This window comes from Pedobacter frigiditerrae (assembly GCF_004331645.1).
GTDB classification, from domain to species: Bacteria; Bacteroidota; Bacteroidia; order Sphingobacteriales; family Sphingobacteriaceae; genus Pedobacter; species Pedobacter frigiditerrae.
Genome location: NZ_SJSK01000006.1, coordinates 58,932 through 75,972, shown reverse-complemented (window position 1 = coordinate 75,972; position 17,041 = coordinate 58,932). Strand labels below are relative to the sequence as shown.

General features: G+C 38.3%; 14 protein-coding genes. 7 read left to right on the top strand and 7 right to left on the bottom strand.

Annotated elements, in window-relative coordinates; genetic code table 11:
* Window positions 1-340 precede the first annotated feature (340 nt).
* The gene (locus tag EZ428_RS19665) at window positions 341-1,501 is read right to left on the bottom strand and encodes a FecR family protein (RefSeq protein WP_131554920.1); all 1,161 of its coding nucleotides are present in this window, start codon (window positions 1,499-1,501) and stop codon (window positions 341-343) included.
* A 169-nt stretch (window positions 1,502-1,670) separates the two neighbouring features.
* Here EZ428_RS19665 and EZ428_RS19660 point away from each other — a divergent pair, with 169 nt between their 5' ends.
* Together EZ428_RS19660 and EZ428_RS19655 are read left to right on the top strand one after the other, a co-directional pair.
* Window positions 1,671-2,270, top strand: coding sequence for an RNA polymerase sigma factor (locus EZ428_RS19660; protein ID WP_131554919.1), 600 nt, complete (start codon window positions 1,671-1,673; stop codon window positions 2,268-2,270).
* A gap of 544 nt (window positions 2,271-2,814) precedes the next feature.
* On the top strand, window positions 2,815-3,039 hold the full coding sequence (locus EZ428_RS19655; RefSeq protein WP_131554918.1) for a hypothetical protein: 225 nt from the start codon (window positions 2,815-2,817) through the stop codon (window positions 3,037-3,039).
* A gap of 375 nt (window positions 3,040-3,414) precedes the next feature.
* Here EZ428_RS19655 and EZ428_RS19650 read toward each other — a convergent pair whose 3' ends face one another.
* The 3 genes from EZ428_RS19650 to EZ428_RS19640 form a co-directional block, all read right to left on the bottom strand.
* Window positions 3,415-4,206 carry an alpha/beta fold hydrolase gene (locus EZ428_RS19650; RefSeq protein WP_131554917.1) on the bottom strand — a complete coding sequence of 264 codons (792 nt, stop codon included), beginning with the start codon at window positions 4,204-4,206 and terminating at the stop codon, window positions 3,415-3,417.
* A 96-nt stretch (window positions 4,207-4,302) separates the two neighbouring features.
* On the bottom strand, window positions 4,303-5,163 hold the full coding sequence (locus EZ428_RS19645) for a helix-turn-helix domain-containing protein (protein ID WP_131554916.1): 861 nt from the start codon (window positions 5,161-5,163) through the stop codon (window positions 4,303-4,305).
* A gap of 369 nt (window positions 5,164-5,532) precedes the next feature.
* The gene (locus EZ428_RS19640) at window positions 5,533-6,411 is read right to left on the bottom strand and encodes an AraC family transcriptional regulator (protein ID WP_131554915.1); all 879 of its coding nucleotides are present in this window, start codon (window positions 6,409-6,411) and stop codon (window positions 5,533-5,535) included.
* Window positions 6,412-6,585: 174 nt separating this feature from the next.
* On the opposite strand from EZ428_RS19640, the gene EZ428_RS19635 reads away from it, so the two are divergent.
* The 5 genes from EZ428_RS19635 to EZ428_RS19615 all read left to right on the top strand — a co-directional run bounded on the left by EZ428_RS19635 (window position 6,586) and on the right by EZ428_RS19615 (window position 12,267).
* Window positions 6,586-7,350 (top strand): SDR family NAD(P)-dependent oxidoreductase, encoded by a 765-nt coding sequence (locus EZ428_RS19635; protein WP_131554914.1) that lies wholly within the window; start codon window positions 6,586-6,588, stop codon window positions 7,348-7,350.
* Between the two features lie 11 nt (window positions 7,351-7,361).
* On the top strand, window positions 7,362-8,579 hold the full coding sequence (locus EZ428_RS19630; RefSeq protein WP_131554913.1) for an enolase C-terminal domain-like protein: 1,218 nt from the start codon (window positions 7,362-7,364) through the stop codon (window positions 8,577-8,579).
* Window positions 8,580-8,601: 22 nt separating this feature from the next.
* Entirely contained in the window at window positions 8,602-10,248 is a 1,647-nt protein-coding gene (locus EZ428_RS19625; RefSeq protein ID WP_131554912.1) for a sodium:solute symporter, read from the top strand.
* Between the two features lie 6 nt (window positions 10,249-10,254).
* Window positions 10,255-11,754, top strand: coding sequence for an alpha-L-fucosidase (locus EZ428_RS19620; RefSeq protein ID WP_131554911.1), 1,500 nt, complete (start codon window positions 10,255-10,257; stop codon window positions 11,752-11,754).
* A gap of 84 nt (window positions 11,755-11,838) precedes the next feature.
* On the top strand, window positions 11,839-12,267 hold the full coding sequence (locus tag EZ428_RS19615) for an L-rhamnose mutarotase (protein ID WP_131554910.1): 429 nt from the start codon (window positions 11,839-11,841) through the stop codon (window positions 12,265-12,267).
* 8 nt (window positions 12,268-12,275) lie between these two features.
* Here the strand turns inward: EZ428_RS19615 and EZ428_RS19610 are convergent, their stop codons facing one another.
* Genes EZ428_RS19610 through EZ428_RS19600 form a run of 3 tightly spaced genes read right to left on the bottom strand, consistent with a single transcriptional unit; the run spans window position 12,276 to window position 17,026 of the window.
* The gene (locus EZ428_RS19610) at window positions 12,276-12,761 is read right to left on the bottom strand and encodes an SDR family NAD(P)-dependent oxidoreductase (RefSeq protein WP_131554909.1); all 486 of its coding nucleotides are present in this window, start codon (window positions 12,759-12,761) and stop codon (window positions 12,276-12,278) included.
* Window positions 12,762-12,821: 60 nt separating this feature from the next.
* Window positions 12,822-14,804 carry a sialate O-acetylesterase gene (locus EZ428_RS19605; RefSeq protein ID WP_225871105.1) on the bottom strand — a complete coding sequence of 661 codons (1,983 nt, stop codon included), beginning with the start codon at window positions 14,802-14,804 and terminating at the stop codon, window positions 12,822-12,824.
* A 23-nt stretch (window positions 14,805-14,827) separates the two neighbouring features.
* Window positions 14,828-17,026 (bottom strand): alpha-galactosidase, encoded by a 2,199-nt coding sequence (locus tag EZ428_RS19600; RefSeq protein ID WP_131554908.1) that lies wholly within the window; start codon window positions 17,024-17,026, stop codon window positions 14,828-14,830.
* Window positions 17,027-17,041 lie beyond the last annotated feature (15 nt).

Sequence of the window (17,041 nt, the reverse complement as noted above, 5' to 3'; positions counted from 1 at the left end):
TCACAAATAAAGTTATATCCGGTTTGTTTGGTCAATTGACTGAGCACATCCTTTAAAGGAGTGTCTTTAACATTTATACTTACCTGCTGCGCTAAACTTGCAGCACGCACCTGTAAGAGGGTGAAAATCATAAGAATGACTGTAAGTTTCATAACTCTAAGGATTTTTTGCTTAGGGCAAGGCATATCCCCGCACTGAAGTGCAGTAAAAATTTTATACATTTGGTTAGGATTAATTAGTTGATTGTTTGATTGATTATTTGCGATCCAAATTAGCCTTTGGCTAATCAAAGCCGGGGGTGGTCTCAACACTTCCGGTTTTTTGGATTATTTGAATGTATTTATTTTGCGATAACGGTAATCCTCCTTTCTGCAATTACAAAATTAACCTTATCGGTAAGTTCAATATTCTTAAGCAAGCTTTTAAGCCCTTTAACGCGAGAATAGTTACCATCGAAATTAATACCCTTCATATTTCCCTGGTAATCTATTTCAACATCATACCAGCGAGAAATCTTTTTCATGATAGAGGTGATGTTCTCGTTATTGAAAATGAACATGTCATTTTTCCAGGCCATGACCTCCTCTATATCTGCAGGCACTACCGCCAACTTATTTTTAAGGTTGTTAACGACCATTTCTCCTGGCTTAATTAGCACCTTTGAAGAGCTAGTATTTACATTAACTGACCCTTCTAGCAAAGTAGTCATGATATTGCTGTCTTCTGGAAATGCACTGATGTTAAAATGCGTACCTAATACCTCTACCTCCTGTTTGCCAGCAACATCTACCTTAAATGGCATGTTCTTGTTCTTGGCCACCTCAAAGTAAGCTTCGCCAGTTAGCATGACCTTACGCTCATTGCCATAAAAGGCAGTCGGGAAACTTAGAGAAGAAGAAGAATTTAACCAGACTTGGGTGCCATCTGGAAGGGTGATCTTATATTTTCCACCCCTCGGAATGGTAATTTTATTCAATACCTGGTTGTTAGGGTTTTTAGTGTCCATTTTAGCTGAAACAACCAATCCATCTTCAGATTTGGCAATTGCAGCATTGTTCTGTTTACTGATTACCCCATTTTTGGCATCATCAAGCGTAATGCTTTCTCCCGTAGACAGGGTAAGGATTGCACCTGCCTCAGGATGCAGGATATCATCCTGTTGTTGTACGGACCTCTTTATGTTGGCCATGACAGGTTTCCCTACATCATTTTTAAAGATATCTGTACCAAGGTACAACACCAAAAATAATCCCGCCGCAACAGATGCGGCTATTCCCCATCTCAATAGTTTGACTTGAACTGGCCTTATTGTCGTTTTTTTGATGCTCTGTTGAATCCTGTTCTGAAGCTCTTGCTTAATCCTATCGGCATCTGGCGCAGTATAGCCCAAACTTGTCAGGTTATTTTTCTCCTGATAGGCCACGAGCAATAGCTCTTCATCTGGCGTACATAGGCCGTTAAGGTATTTCTCGCAAAGAGAAAAATATTGTTTTTCTGTCATGACAGGTAAGCGTATACTTGGTTCTATAGATATAGATACAAATCCGTGAAGGCACACACATAAAAAAAGTAAATAAATTAATAAATAATTAAAAACAACGCCAATAAGCCTTAACCGCAACGAAATTTTTTATTTCGAATATTAATTCTAGCTTTAACGTAACAAATATATGACCTTTAACCATCTCACTGACCAGGAACTATTGCAGCGGGTATTCTTGAACAATGAACAAGCATTCAATGAATTGTTTGAACGCCATTGGTCAAAAGTATATGCCGTTTCGCTCCGTTACCTTAAAGATGAAGAGATTGCAAAGGAAATTACGCATGATATTTTCCTGAATATCTGGAACAAGCGCAACAAGCTTAACATCAATTCTTTCAAAAGCTACATCATTACGGCATCTAGTTACCACAGCATCAGGAAAAAACAGCAGATGAAGGCAATACCGCTGTCTTATGTTGCAGATTATACTAACGACGATCAATTTGCCTTTGCTACCCAACTGCATGAAAATAATACAGCAGAAGATAAAATAAGCGAAAATGAATTTAACGCTGGTATTGGTACCGTGCTTAATGGCCTTCCAAAAAGATGTCGTGAGATTTATTTGTTAAGTAGAAATGAGAACCTTAGCATTGCCGAAATCTCTTCCAGGTTAAATATTTCCAAGCGAACTGTTGAGAACCAACTGACCGTGGCCCTTAAACACCTAAGGACATTCCTTAAGCACTCCAGCCTACTTTTGCTCTTGCTTGGCAAATATTAAGCATGGCCTAATATCAACAGCATTTTACGAGGTTGTTCAAGCAAAAAACGAGGATGACCCCTCAAGAATATCGAGGGTTGAGTTGATGGAGATGCCAATAAAACTCTTTATCCCATACAATTTTACAACATCGAACCGAAAAACCGTAGCATATAAATTATAACCCATTTGTTAAGAGCGGGTTAGCCAATCCAGCTTAAACACTTTAAAGGCTTTGCACGGTATGGGTACCAAAATGGGCTCGAACCAAAAATCAGCCTCCATTAACTGTATGCAACGATTTGAAAATCAGCTAAAAAAAGAAATGCCCTTCAAGATATCTTGAAGGGCATTGGCTCCCTCTGTTAGGCTCGAACCAGCGACCCCCTGATTAACAGCGCTCCAGCCATACTTTTTGACACCTATATTTATCTATAAGTATTATGATTATCAGGTATTTAAAAAAAAGTTTTTTTATATTTGACCATGCCATATTTAGATCTGTTCATAAAATTTCAGTGCAAATTTTGTGCAAATAATTCCGAAGATCCAAAATTTTTGAGACATGAAAAAAGCAACGATTTCTATTTACCATGATGCCAGAAGGGCACTGGACGATGGACGCTTTCCAGTTAAGCTCCGCGTTTATTTTGGAAGGGCAAAGCTGTATGAAACCGGTATATCGGCTTCCTTTGAAGAGTTTGAGAAGGCCTATATAAACCCAGTTCAGCGGGAAAAACATAGAGAAGGATATGCTCAAACAACTTTACACGATGGAGGTTCAGGATGAGGCATCATAGCCCTTCAACGTTGTATCGTTTTCTTGAAGTGATAGAAAGTCCGTAACAATGTATTCTTTCAATTAGGATGCTTCTTTCCTGTCTGCCTTCGACTGATGCTCAATATTTCTTTGAACATCGGATAAGCTAGGCGTTCTATCAAAACGCCCTCGCCGATCATTCCTTTGGTTCCTGTCATGATTACTTTCATTTTTTGATGTAATTGACTGAACAAAAATATGTATACTTTGCAATTAATAAGTATATGCTATATATACTTAAGGAATTCTTTTATCATAAGTTAAAATTTTAGAACATAAAAATCAATCGCCCCTGATATTTTGAAAACATCAGGGGCGATTGACAATCAGTAATAGAAGACGTAATTATTTTTTTGATACTTCTTTGGCAGCCTGAATGATAACAGCAGCTACTTTTTCTGGTTGCGAGATATAAACGGCATGGCTGCCTTTAATCTCTGTAACCTTAGTGTTAGAACGTCTGTACATATTGCGTTGGATCTCTGGATTGATGCTCTTGTCATCAGTCGCTACAATGCCAAATGTCGGTTTAACCCTCCATGCAGCATCGGTAATATTGCTTACAAAGCATTTTGCAAAGAATGAACCTTGGGATGCGTACATGAACGCTGCCTCCTCCTTATTGAGGTCTGCACAAAAACCCGCATGGAACTTTGCTTTGTCATAATAGACAATCCCTTTGTCGTTAGGTGGCAGAACACCATTTTCAGCAGCTGGCTGGGCAGTCTGGAACCATTTAAGGGCTGATTCCCCATTATCAGGCTGGAAGGCCGCGATATAGACCAACCCTGCAACTTTAGGATGGTTCCCCGCCTGGGTAATTACTGCGCCACCCCATGAGTGACCAGCAAGGATGACCGGGCCGTCCTGTGCATCAAGCGCAAGTTTTGTTGCGGCCACATCGTCCTCAAGAGAGGTCAGTGGATTTTGAACAATGGTCACATGGTAACCTTGTTTGGTAAGCGCTTCATAAACGCCTTTGTATCCTGAACCATCGGCAAATGCGCCATGGACCAATACCACATTTTTTACTTTCTGGGCTTTTGCCACATTAATTGAACCTGCGATTGTAGCTAACACTACTGTTGTGGCTAAAACACCACTTTTGATTTTGTCTTTTAGATTTAGAGTTTTCATTTTCTTTGGTGCTGATTTTTTTGTTTGTGATCAACGATACAAAGTTGCAATGAAAAACAGTTGGGGCTTATGGGCACATTTCCCGATTAGTTGTGATTATTTCCCTTCCTTGGGATCTTTTGGCGAATTCCTGAAATCTGAGGGTGAAATACCCATGTTTTTTTTGAAGAAATTGGAAAAATAGGCCATGTCCTCAAAGCCGAGCTCAAAGGTAATGTGCTTTATTGACCTGTCCGTATAGTACAAAAGCCGCTTGGCCTCGGCCATGATTCTTGACTGGATGATCTGGGAAGGGGTCTTCTGGTTGACGATCGCAAAAAGATTGGAAAGAGTTTTGGGTGACTTGCAGAGCTGGTCTGCATAAAAACTAACAGAATGCTCCGTTCTAAAATTTGCTTCTACCAACAAGTTAAACTTTCGTACGGTATGGAATTTTTCGTCAGGAAGCTTCTTGACAGGTGCATAGCCCAGCTTTGCCAGTCGGGTCACATAGCTGATCAGGCGCTTGAGCAGCACCAGCAACATTTCATTCTGGATATTGTCCGAGATCTTGAACTCATCTATAAAAACATCTGACAGCAACTGCAGCTTTTGTCTTGCCTCCTCGCTAAGCTGGACGAACAAATGGTCAGTACTGCTGAACAGGAAACCCACACAGCTCACCTCGCTATCGTGATCGATAATACAGTAGAATTCCCTATTGAACTGCCAGGCCACAATGTTTGTCGGGTTTTCAAAGCAGAAAGACTGGTTGAATAGCAAGGTGACCAAAGAATTGGCAGGAAAACCATATTCCGATCCATCGATGGTTATTGTCTGATCTTCCCCTGGATTCCAGGCGATCGTAAAATATTTATTAAAACGGTCGCGGGAAAACACTAACCTGTCAAAACCAGGTTCCTCCTTAAACATGAGAAGTTCCCCGCCTGTACTATCTTCTTTTAAATTAAGCTTCATCGCAGTTATAAAAATTGGATCACTAACCCGAGAGCTTACGACCCATCATATATTTGTATTTTTCTATAACTAAAATACAAATATATGATGGATTTTAAAATGAATAGCCCCATTAACCAGTGAAGATCAATGGGGCATATGTAAAAAATCTGATTCAAAGGTACCTGTTACATCATCATCAAACTTCGATGTGGCCATACTGGATATGCTGTCCTCGTTTCCCGATATAGGTCTTGTGCGATATATAGTAAATCCCATTGAACCTTTACATTTAAAGCCTAGGCAAGCCACGAGTCATAATCATCGCCTCTCTAGGCTGTTAACAAAACAATATCGAGCATGAAACCAGGTTTTCAAACCCAGTGCCCATCAATTCGCCCATAGCATTTTTCTATACGACCGGGGCGTAACTCCCTTAGCCATCTTAAAAAACTTGTTAAAATTGGAAAGGTTATTAAAACCACAGCAATAGGCCAGGTCACTTATCTGTTGGTCGGTTTCGGTCAGCAGTTTACACGCATGTCCAATTCTAACCTCATTTACAAAAGTCACAAAAGTTTTTTGTGTACGGCTCTTAAAATACCTACAAAAAGCATGCTTATTCATATGGCACATATCAGCTGCCTCATCAAGTAAGATCACCTTATTGAAATTATCAAAGATGTACTTTAATATCTTATCCATTTTATCATTGTCCTTAAGCTGGTAATTATTGGTATAGCCAGGACTTGAAAGCAAATGATAGTCTTTTGTATGACAAAGTAGGTTTAAGATTTCAAGCACCACTATCAATATCCTGATTTCCTCTGTTTCCTGCACAGCCTTGATCAACAAATTGCTCAAAGCCGTTTTAGTTTTCAATCCAAATTTCATTCCGCGTTTGCCCAACAGAAAAAAATTCTTTAAGCGTTGGATATTTTCTGGCTCCCTAAAAATATGCAGTATCTTTTCTGGGTGTATAAATAGTGAAACCGAACGAGCATGAGAGTTTATCAATTCATCTTTGAAATACTGTTTACTATTATGCCATACATGAGGAAGATTGGAGCCAACAAAAATCAGCTCATCATTATTAAAGTTCGCTATGCTGTCACCAATCATTACGCTCCCCTCGCTCTCTATGGTATAGGTAAGCTGACACTCTTCATGAAAATGAAAATCTGTAGAAAAGTAAGGTAAATCTATCACTTTTAGGCCATAGATATCATTGATTTTACCATCAAGTATTTTGGCAAATACAGGCTTCATGTTAAAAATTGATTTTCAAAAGTACAATTCTTAAAAATACGCTTAATTATCTGTTATTTAAAAACCGTTACACAATATAGCTAATATAGCATCATCATTGGCAAATCAAAATCTAGTTACTTTAATCATTCATTGATAAATTAGCTTTAATAATACCAACCAAATATTAATCTTATGCTTCATGATAAAATCATTGTTTTAACTGGTGGTGCCGATGGCATAGGCTGGGAATGCGCAAAAGCCTATGCAAAAGCAGGTGCTGTAGTTTGCATTTTAGACAAGAGCCAAATCCCCATATCACGGCTTAATGAACTTCATACTCAACAAAATATAGCAATAACTTGTAATTTGACCAATGAGGAGGAGGTTGCCACGGCGATGACAACAATAATTGAAAAATTTGGTCGAATAGATGCCATTCATAACAATGCAGGTATTGCCCACCCCTCTAAAACGCTAGACCAGACCAGTAACCAAGAATGGGATTTATTAATGAACGTTAATGTGAAGAGCATCCTTTACACTACACGTTATGCCTTAGCATATTTAAAAGAAAGCCAAGGGTGTATTTTAAATACGAGCTCATTAACGGCAACCATTGGGCAAGATAACCACGCGGCATATGTAGCCACAAAGGGGGCTATTAATGCTTTAACAAAAGCCATGGCCTTAGACTATGCACCCTACAAAATACGTGTAAATACAGTTTCACCAGCTGCAATAAATACTCCAACCCTACAATCATGGAGCAAAGAGCAGCCTAACAAAGAACAAATGCAGCACTACTTAGACAAACTACAACCTTTAGGCAATATGCCAACAGGGGATGTAATTGCAGATGCCTGTGTGTTTTTATTAAGCAATGCCGCCAGATTTATAACGGGTACTATTTTACCAGTGAGTGGAGGTGCCGAACTGGGGTACAGATCTATTATTTAACCTAAATTATCATGATTAACAAAATAGAAATCACTGACAAACGTTTTGATTTAGTAAAAGGTGCTGGAAGTGATGCCATCCATAAAGACCCTCAATATTCTTATGCGGTAACCCAACTTAGTGAGGGAGATAAAACTGGAACCGGACTTGCCTTTACACTTGGTGCCGGAAATGATTTAGTTTGTAAGGCCGCCCAATTTTATGCCGATACGCTTAAGGGAAAGGGGATAGAAGAATTGATGAGCGATTTTGGAAGCACATTTCGTAGCCTATCAAACGAGCAACAGTTTAGGTGGCTGGGACCACATAAAGGTGTGGTACACCTCGGCCTTGCCTCTGTAACCAATGCTTGTTATGATTTATGGGCAAAAAAAAGGGGTGTTCCCTTATGGAAATTATTGATAGACCTTAGTTCTGAAGAAATTGTAAACACCTTAGATCTTTCTTACTTGGAAGATGTTATGACCAAGGAGGAAGCAATTGAATTACTGAAAAATCAGGCAGACCAAAAAACAGTTAGGAACGGTATACTGGATAAAGGCTATCCCGGTTACGACACTTCTGTGGGCTGGTTTAACTACGATGACGAAAAAGTAAGGGAAAATTGCAAAAAAGCTATTGCTAATGGCTTTACGGCAATGAAACTTAAAGTTGGTTCTGCAGATCCTAAACGAGATGTACGAAGAGCGAATATTGTAAGAGAAGTTGCAGGAGAAGAGGTGAAGGTAATGCTTGATGCCAATCAACAATGGACATTGCCACAAGCCATATCAATTTGTAATGAACTTAAGCACATGAATCCATTTTGGGTGGAAGAACCCACACATCCTGACGATATCTTGGCACACCAAACCCTTGCAAAAAAAATTGCGCCGGTAAAATTAGCATTAGGTGAACATGTACCCAATAGAATTATTTTCAAAAACTACCTACAAACTGGCTGCACAGGTTTTGCACAAGTTGATGCCGTTCGTGTTGGTGGCGTGAGCGAATTCATCACCATCAGTTTGTTGTGTAAAAAATTCAATGTTCCCGTAGTACCACATGTTGGTGACATGGGTCAACTACACCAGCACTTGGTTTTGTTTAATCACATTGCCATGGGGCATGAAGCACTTTTTCTAGAGCATATCCCTCATTTAAAACAATACTTCCTTAATCCAATAAAAATAGAAAAAGGAGTTTACATCACACCTCAGGAACCAGGTAGCAGCTGCGATTTAAAATAATCAACCCAAATATAGACCAGATATGATAAGTACAACAGATATTGTGATAACCATTGGCTACATTATTTTTATTGTAACTATTGGTTTATGGGCTGGCACCCGTAAAAAGAAAGCTGAGCAAACCAGCAGTAACGACTATTTTTTAGCTGGAAAAACCCTTAAATGGCCCATGATAGGCCTAGCACTTTTTGCGACCAATATTTCTTGCCTACACTTGGTAAGTTTGGCACAAAGTGGATTTGATTCCGGGCTACTGAATGGAAATTTTGAATGGATGGCTGCATTTACTTTAATCTTATTGGCTGTTTTTTTTATCCCCTTCTATATCCGCTCTGGTGTTACAACCTTACCCGATTTTTTAGAACGCCGTTACAACCGGGCATGTAGAGATTGGTTGGCATTTATTTCTATCATATCAGCCGTTATCATCCATATTGCTTTTTCTTTTTTGGCTGGCGGCATTGTTCTCGAAACCCTCTTTGGCATTAATATGTACACTAGTATAATTGCCATAGCGGCTTTAACAGGGCTTTATACCATTATTGGCGGATTACGTGCTGTTGTTGTTACGGAAACCATTCAAAGCATAGTTTTAATAGCAGGAGCTATTATCATCACCATATTTTCATGGAATAAATTGGGTGGATGGGAAAACTTAACCACTGTTTTGCAACAGCAAGATTCTATGGATAAACTGAGTATGATTAGGCCAATTGGGGATGAAAGCGGTATGAGTTGGATTTCAATATTTTTAGGCTATCCGATTTTAGGAATATGGTATTGGTGCGCAGACCAAACCATTGTACAAAGAGCATTAGGGGCAAAAAATGAAGACCAAGCAAAAGCAGGTGTACTTTTTTGTGGTTTCATCAAAATTTTACCTGTATTTATCTTTGTATTGCCCGGCTTATTTGCTTACGCATTATATAAAAGCAACTTAATGGATTTATCTAGTATACAAACCGTTGTTGATGGTAAAACCGTTGTAAATACCAAAGGGATTTATACTTTGATGATTACTCAATTATTACCTTCGGGCTTGATAGGCATTTTAGTGGCGGCATTGCTTTCTGGCTTGATGAGCCAAATTGCAGGCGCCTTAAACTCCATAGCTACCTTAAGCAGTTATGATCTTTACAAAAGATTTAAGCCTCAAACTTCTGATAAAAAATTGGTAACTGTTGGTCGCTGGTCTGCTAGCATAGCCCTACTCATTTCAATTGGACTATTGCCTTTGCTAAATCAGTACACTAGTCTTTTCGAAGGTATAAATGATATCATTGCTCACATTGCCCCTCCTATTACCTGCGTATTCTTGTTAGGTGTATTCTGGAAAAAGGCATCAGGAAAAGCGGCACAATATACCCTTTGGTTAGGCTCATTTTTAGGTATTGTTGTTTTTGCAATCAACAAACTTAATCCAGACACATTGATTGGCAAAATCCCCTTTATGATGATGGCCTTTTATCTTTTTATTGCCTGTGTGACCATACAAGTATCTTGTTCATATATTTATCCTGTAGTACATACTGAACAAAGCAAAAAACTATACTGGAATTCCTTTTGGGAACCGCTGCAGGTTAAGGGTTGGCCAGGTATGGGCAATTATAAATTTTTATCAGCTTTACTTTTAACTATCATGGTAGTGCTGTACTGCTATTTTAAATAAAAAACTATGAAAAAGAAACTAATTGGTTTACTCTTCTTGGTATTGGCATCTAATTATTGCGGTGCACAAACATTATTACCAGCAGCTTCGCCAAATTTGGCGCAGGCAGCCATGATCAAACGTGGTTATGGGATGTTCATTCACTTCGGCATCAATACCTTCAATGAAACAGAATGGTCTGATGGAAGTTTACCAGTGAGTTCTTATAACCCCACAAAACTCGATCCCGATCAATGGGTACGTACAGCGAGATATGCAGGTTTTAGGTATGTGTTATTGGTAACCAAACATCATGATGGCTTTTGCCTGTGGGATAGTAAATATACCGATTATGATGTAGCCTCTTCCCCAGTAAAAAACGATGTGGTTAAAGCAGTTGCAACAGCCTGTAAAAAGTACGGCATCCAATTTGCCATTTATTACTCTTTGTGGGATAGGCACGAACCATCTTATAAGGATAAGAACCCTCAAAAATATATTGATTATATGTTAAACCAATTGACTGAACTTTTCACCAATTATGGTCCAATAGGTGAGCTTTGGTTAGATGGGGGCTGGGACCGTAAGCCTAAAGATTGGGGCATAGATCAAGTTTATAAATTGGTAAAAAAATACAATCCAGGATGTGCTGTAAGTGTTAACCAAACCATTGTGAATGAAGAAGGTAAACGTAATTATACCTTACCCGCTAACATGACCATGGATAACAAATACTTTTTCCAATTTTTTCCTTCGGATTTTCGTTTATGGGATCCAAAAATGATTACCAGATTTGACAAAAAACAGTATTTGCATCAGGGAAAATCATATTACCTACCATTTGAACATACCATTTGTATTAGCAAAAGCTGGAACTGGTTTGAGAAAAAAGAAGAGTTGCCAGTAAGGGATTTGGATGAGCTGGAAGAACTTTTTTATTGGAGTACTTATAATGATAATTGCCTAGTGGTAAATGTACCACCAGATCAAACAGGGAAAATACGAGAGTATACGGCCAATACGATTATCAGTTTAGGTAAACGACTTAATTTATCGCTTAATAAGCCTCTGCCAAAAAATGGAAACTTTACATCTTTTAATCAGCCTGTAACCGCTACAAGTACTTGGGCAGATAAAGACAATCAATTTGCCGGCAATGCATTAAACGATGGGAAATTTGAAACGCGATGGGCTTCGGCTGATTTAATGGCAAGTATTGAAATGACTCTTAATCCGAATGAAGCGTTTAATAAAATCAGCATTTTCGAATATCAGGATACCAAAAATTCAAAAGATGGCTTTTCTCAAGTCAGGATTCCACGTATTCAAAAATACAGTATCGCTATCATGAAAGATGGTGAATGGCAAACCATATATCTTTCAGACGAACCAATGGGCGATTGTAAAATAATCCGTTTTCCTGCTCTATATAAAACCAACAAACTTCGGTTTAAGGTGCTGCAGGCATCGGCTCCACCGTCCATATACGAATTAAGTGTAATCAATATGCCCTTAAAGAATCAATAATTGCATTTAACAATACAAGGGTAACTAAAGCTCTCACTGTTTACCTAGTTGATGTTAATGCACTAAAACCAAAAAATAAAACAGATGAAGAATTTTAAAACAGCTATTCCTCTTTTCATACTTTTGTTATTTTTTATCGCCTGTTCCCAAACATCAGAAAATAATGTAGTCAATGTAAAACGCTTTGGTGCTGTAACCGGCTTAAAGCAAGAGCAAATAGCTTATTACAAAAAATTACATGCAGCAGTATGGCCTGCTGTACAAAAGAAAATTACAGCATGTAATATCCAAAACTATTCAATCTATTTAAAAGAGATAGAAGGAAAACAATACCTTTTTAGCTATTTTGAGTACACTGGCAATGATTTTAACAACGATATGAAAAAGATGGCAGCTGACACCACTACACAACGTTGGTGGAAAGAAACTGCGCCAACACAAATTCCATTACCAGATGCTGCTTCAAAAGGAGAAACCTGGAGCTCAATGGAAGAAGTGTCTCATCAAAACTAATACATTATTTAAGTTTTAGCATTAATGTATGTCCAGCCCTTTCCAGGCATCCGCTTGTAAAGGCTGCCATAAGGCAAAGCAACAATACCCCCAAATGAAGAAACATTAATGATGGTACCACTACCATTGTTACCCAAGTAAGGCAATACGGCATTCGTAACATCCATTAAACCAGAGACATTAACTTCATGCTGCTTATTTATTTGCTCTTTAGTTGCCAATTCAAATGGCTCTATCAAATCATGACCTGCGTTATTCACAAAGGCATCTATTCTACCAAAACGTTCTATGCCAGCAGTAACAGCATTTTGAATAGCATAAGGATCTTGTAGATCAAGACGAGTGACTAATACATTTCCTAGTCCGGTTAATTCTTCTCCCCTTTCGGGAGAATGCATCGCAGCAATTACATTCCAGCCATAAAATGCAAACAACTTTGCAGTTGTTTTCCCAAAACCAGAAGAAGTAATCGTTATTAATACAGTCTTTGTCATCCCGTTTGAATTATTACTCGGTGCACCTGCTGAATTAACAGCTAAGGGCTTAAACCATTTTTATTTGGTAATTCCTGGCCAGTTATCTGTTCTAAATGGTGAAGCTGGGAGATTAGACTTGTTAGTTAGATTAAGGCTTGGATTATCTTCCCAGCCATACCTAACGGCAATTGGTTGTTTCACATTTTCAGAAATAACTTCAATATGATTGTCTACAATAATTGCCTGGGCGCTGTAGAATTTTTGATCTGCACCAGCTATTGTAAAACCCAGCAAAGATTTACCACTAGCTATTTTAAGTCCATCTGCTAAATCAAATTCAATTCTAATTTTATCTCCTATAATTTGATAAGAGCGATACAATGGCCCTGAATAAGCTGTAGCTACCCCATAAGTTTTAGCCAATGCGATTAATGCAAGCCTGTGACCAACTTCCTGTTTATTTTTTGGATGAATATCGTTCGCATCACCAATATCTATAGCCACTGCCATTCCTGTGTTTTTAAGTTTCAACACTCCAAATTGCGCGTCTCTTAATTCGGCCCATGCAGAGGGGCCTGGAATTGTATCTGCCTTTTTAAAATTAGCCAATTGCACAAAGTAGAAAGGTAGATCTCCCAAATTCCATTTTTTTCGCCAGTCGTTGATCAAGGCTGGAAACAGCTCCCGATATTGCGTTGCCCGATCAGCATTACTTTCTCCTTGATACCATATTACCCCACGCACTGCAAACTGCAGAAATGGGTGAATCATATTGTTATATAAAACCGTTGGCCTGCCTGAACCCGAGCTAGAAATTGGCGCAGGTGCTACTTCCTTAAGATTAATGCCCACTTTATATTTCCAATCACCTGTTAGCGCTATACGAGTTCCATCTGCGGTTGCTAAGTAAAGTTCTTCATTTTTAGCAACTACACCACCACCACCCATACCATCAAAAACCCTAATGGTAATCTCTGCGAAACCTTTTTTGACCAGATGTGCTGGTATGGTATACATACGTTGGCGATCATAACCTATTGTTTCACCTATTTGCTCTCCATTAAAATAAGTAATGTCATTATCATCAATTGTACCTAAACTGATCTTTAAATCTTTATTAGTAAAAGACGCTGGAATTTCTACTTTTTTCCTTAACCAAACTACACCATCAAAATCTGGCAATACCGAATTCTCCCAGCCTGTACCAATTGGCATGGTAGCCCAAGAAGAATCATCGTAATCTTTTACAGCCCATTGTGTTTTACCCTGAACATAACCTTTATCCTTGTCATCAATTGTTTTTTGCCAAGCAACCATTTGCTGAGCATCACTTTCTGGAGAGCTATTTTTTAAAGCTTCCAATTGTTGATTAAAATAAGGAAACTGGCTCAAAGCTTCTGAACTCATCCATGCCTCAGCAGGTGTACCACCCCAAGAAGTGTGGATCAATCCAATTGGAATTCCTTTCTTTTCATATATTTCCTTTGCAAAAAAATAAGCAACAGAAGAAAAATCCGCCACATATTGAGGGATGCAAGGTTTCCATCCTAAATTGGCTACTTGAGCATCACTCGAAGGCACATTACTGGTAACATGATCAACCTGAAGCAGCCTTATAGATGGATATTTGGCAGCTGCAACTTCCTGCTCGTAATTATTGATCTTTCCCCATCCTGCCAAAGGCATCTCCATGTTAGATTGCCCTGAACAAATCCATACTTCACCTATCAGCACATTCATTAATATCAAAGGGTCACCATCGGAAATCGTCATTGCATAGGGTCCGCCATAAGATGGCGTAGCTACCATAATCTTCCAGTTTCCTAATCCGTCTGCTTTTGAAGTATAACGTGCCCTACTCCAAGTGGTACTGATCGTTATGGTTTTTCCTGGATCAGCTTTACCCCAAACAGCAGCTTTTGTTTTTTGCTGAAAAACCATGTTGTCACTAAACACAGACGGTAGTTTTACTTTGGCCTGAGCGTCTTGAAATGACATTAACAAAACACTTATTAACATGATTACTGGCAAACTTCTTTTGATTCCTTTTTTAAAAATCATATTCATTTGGGTTTATTCTAGGACTAATTTACTACTTCAATTTTTAAAATTACGCTTGCCCTACTTGCACTTACATTAGGATTTAGCCCAATATTCATCAAGAAATCGCCACTATAAATCTTTGTTTCATCAATGGTTGATTTTTCACCAGGATAAACGTTAACTTCTCTTATTTGATACTTTTTATCAGTAGCCAAACCTGCTATTTTAATTGGCTTTTTGCTACCTTCCTCATATCTGTTATTAACTAAGTAATTAAAAATAACCCCGTTATCTTTTAACGAATCGATGTATAAAACTGAAGCTACATTTTCAGTTCTTGGATTAGATAAACGGTATTGATCGCCATTCCAAATAATGGATTTTATCCCATTATAAAGTATAACTGCATCTTGGCAAAACTTAAGATCTTTTTCTGGCAATTTACTTACCACTATATCAAAACCCAGCTTACCCATCATGGCTACATCTGTTCTGAACTTGATGGGTTGTTTGCCCCAGTCGGTAACGTGGTTGGAAGTGCTAATGGCAGGATAAAAATACGAATACTCCCATTGCATGAAAATGCGTTCTAACGGGTCTGTATTATCGCTTGGCCAAAACTCTGTAAAATATTGTAAGGCCGCATAGTCTACCCTTCCGCCACCACCAGAACACAACATCATTGGGAGGCTATATTTAGCTCGCACACGCTCTAGAATTTTATAAAGCCCCCTCACATATTCGATATAAAAGTGTTGTTGATTTTTTTGATAACTCGAATAGGCATTATAAATTACAGCATTACAATCCCATTTGATATAGGCTATTTTTGGATTTTTCTCAAGCATGCCATCAATAGTGTTAAACACAAAATCTTGCACTTTTGGATTGCTCAAATCGAGCACCAATTGATTTCTGAAATAAAATTCATCTCTACCCGCTTGCTTAACCACCCAATCTGGATGTTTTTCATACAGTTCGCTTTTAGGACTTACCATTTCAGGCTCTAACCAAATTCCGAATTTTACACCTGTACCTTCTGCTTCCTTAACCAAAGAAGCTATTCCATTAGGTAGTTTTTCTCGGTTCTCTTGCCAATCGCCCAATCCTGTATGATCGTTATTTCTAGGGTATTTATTGGCAAACCAGCCATCATCCAAAAGAAAGAGATCAACACCCAGTTTTTTTGTATCCTTTAGCAGAGCAGATAATTTACTTTCGTTAAAATCAAAATAAGTTGCTTCCCAATTATTTAGTAGCGTTAAACGATTGCCTTTGCCATCTAATAATTTGTATTTTCTGGCCCAATCTTGCATTTGTCTACTCGCCTTTCCCTTACCTTGATTAGAAAGTGTGAAAAGAAATGGAGGTGTAGTAAAAACTTCGTCTGGTTTAAGTTGGTAAGCAGATGCGTAATTATTCATACCTGCAATGATTCTCAGGTTATCTAAATAATCGAGTTCAAGGTCGATTTTAAAATTACCACTATATTCTAAAGCACCATAAAAAACGCTGCCTTCAGTTTCTGTTGCTGGCTGATTTAGTGAGACCATAAAAACAGAAGGTTGAAAAAGATTTGCCCTTGTCCCTAATTTACTGTCGATGGTTTTAATACCATGTGTAAGTTTAGATTCTTCGGGCTGCATTTCTCTAGCCCAATCTCCATGATATTGGTTCAGCCAATAAGCATCAGCATTGAGACATAAGTTTGCTGAGGCAAATTTTTGCAAGGTTACCTCTCCTTTTTCTTTATGTTGAATGGTGCTCCACTGCTCTATCATGTCTTCCTTAAAGAATGTCTTGTAGTGCAAGGTTACCGTAAAATTATAAACGGGATCTTTAAGCGTTATAGTTAACACAGCAACATTTTCATCTATTTTTTGCAAGTCATGCTTGATATATTGAAGCTCCAATGAAGTATTTCCATCGGTATGAACTACAGAAATAGCAGGTTCTACTAGGTTTTTACCACCTGATGGTGTATAAGCATTATTCAGCATAGCGCTATAATCATTGCCTTTGTACATCGCCGGAATATTGCTGTATTCGTTCTGATTGGTCAACTTTTTTCCAAAATAAATAATTCTTAACCCCTCTTTTGGATTGGCAGTTAATACCAGGGCATTATTTTGGGTCTCAATAGGAATAGTTTTCGTTTGGGCAGTGGTTTTCCCATAAACAAAAGTTAATAGTAAAACAGTAAGGCTAACTATTTTAATTTTGAATCTTAGTGTAAACATTATTGCTTCTTCTTA

What these genes read in the sequence shown, in the direction of transcription:
- EZ428_RS19665 (WP_131554920.1), bottom strand. Translation starts at nt 1,501, where the DNA reads ATGACAGAAAAACAATATTTTTCTCTTTGCGAGAAATACCTTAACGGC.
- EZ428_RS19660 (WP_131554919.1), top strand. Translation starts at nt 1,671, where the DNA reads ATGACCTTTAACCATCTCACTGACCAGGAACTATTGCAGCGGGTATTC.
- EZ428_RS19655 (WP_131554918.1), top strand. Translation starts at nt 2,815, where the DNA reads ATGAAAAAAGCAACGATTTCTATTTACCATGATGCCAGAAGGGCACTG.
- EZ428_RS19650 (WP_131554917.1), bottom strand. Translation starts at nt 4,206, where the DNA reads ATGAAAACTCTAAATCTAAAAGACAAAATCAAAAGTGGTGTTTTAGCC.
- EZ428_RS19645 (WP_131554916.1), bottom strand. Translation starts at nt 5,163, where the DNA reads ATGAAGCTTAATTTAAAAGAAGATAGTACAGGCGGGGAACTTCTCATG.
- EZ428_RS19640 (WP_131554915.1), bottom strand. Translation starts at nt 6,411, where the DNA reads ATGAAGCCTGTATTTGCCAAAATACTTGATGGTAAAATCAATGATATC.
- EZ428_RS19635 (WP_131554914.1), top strand. Translation starts at nt 6,586, where the DNA reads ATGCTTCATGATAAAATCATTGTTTTAACTGGTGGTGCCGATGGCATA.
- EZ428_RS19630 (WP_131554913.1), top strand. Translation starts at nt 7,362, where the DNA reads ATGATTAACAAAATAGAAATCACTGACAAACGTTTTGATTTAGTAAAA.
- EZ428_RS19625 (WP_131554912.1), top strand. Translation starts at nt 8,602, where the DNA reads ATGATAAGTACAACAGATATTGTGATAACCATTGGCTACATTATTTTT.
- EZ428_RS19620 (WP_131554911.1), top strand. Translation starts at nt 10,255, where the DNA reads ATGAAAAAGAAACTAATTGGTTTACTCTTCTTGGTATTGGCATCTAAT.
- EZ428_RS19615 (WP_131554910.1), top strand. Translation starts at nt 11,839, where the DNA reads ATGAAGAATTTTAAAACAGCTATTCCTCTTTTCATACTTTTGTTATTT.
- EZ428_RS19610 (WP_131554909.1), bottom strand. Translation starts at nt 12,761, where the DNA reads ATGACAAAGACTGTATTAATAACGATTACTTCTTCTGGTTTTGGGAAA.
- EZ428_RS19605 (WP_225871105.1), bottom strand. Translation starts at nt 14,804, where the DNA reads ATGATTTTTAAAAAAGGAATCAAAAGAAGTTTGCCAGTAATCATGTTA.
- EZ428_RS19600 (WP_131554908.1), bottom strand. Translation starts at nt 17,026, where the DNA reads ATGTTTACACTAAGATTCAAAATTAAAATAGTTAGCCTTACTGTTTTA.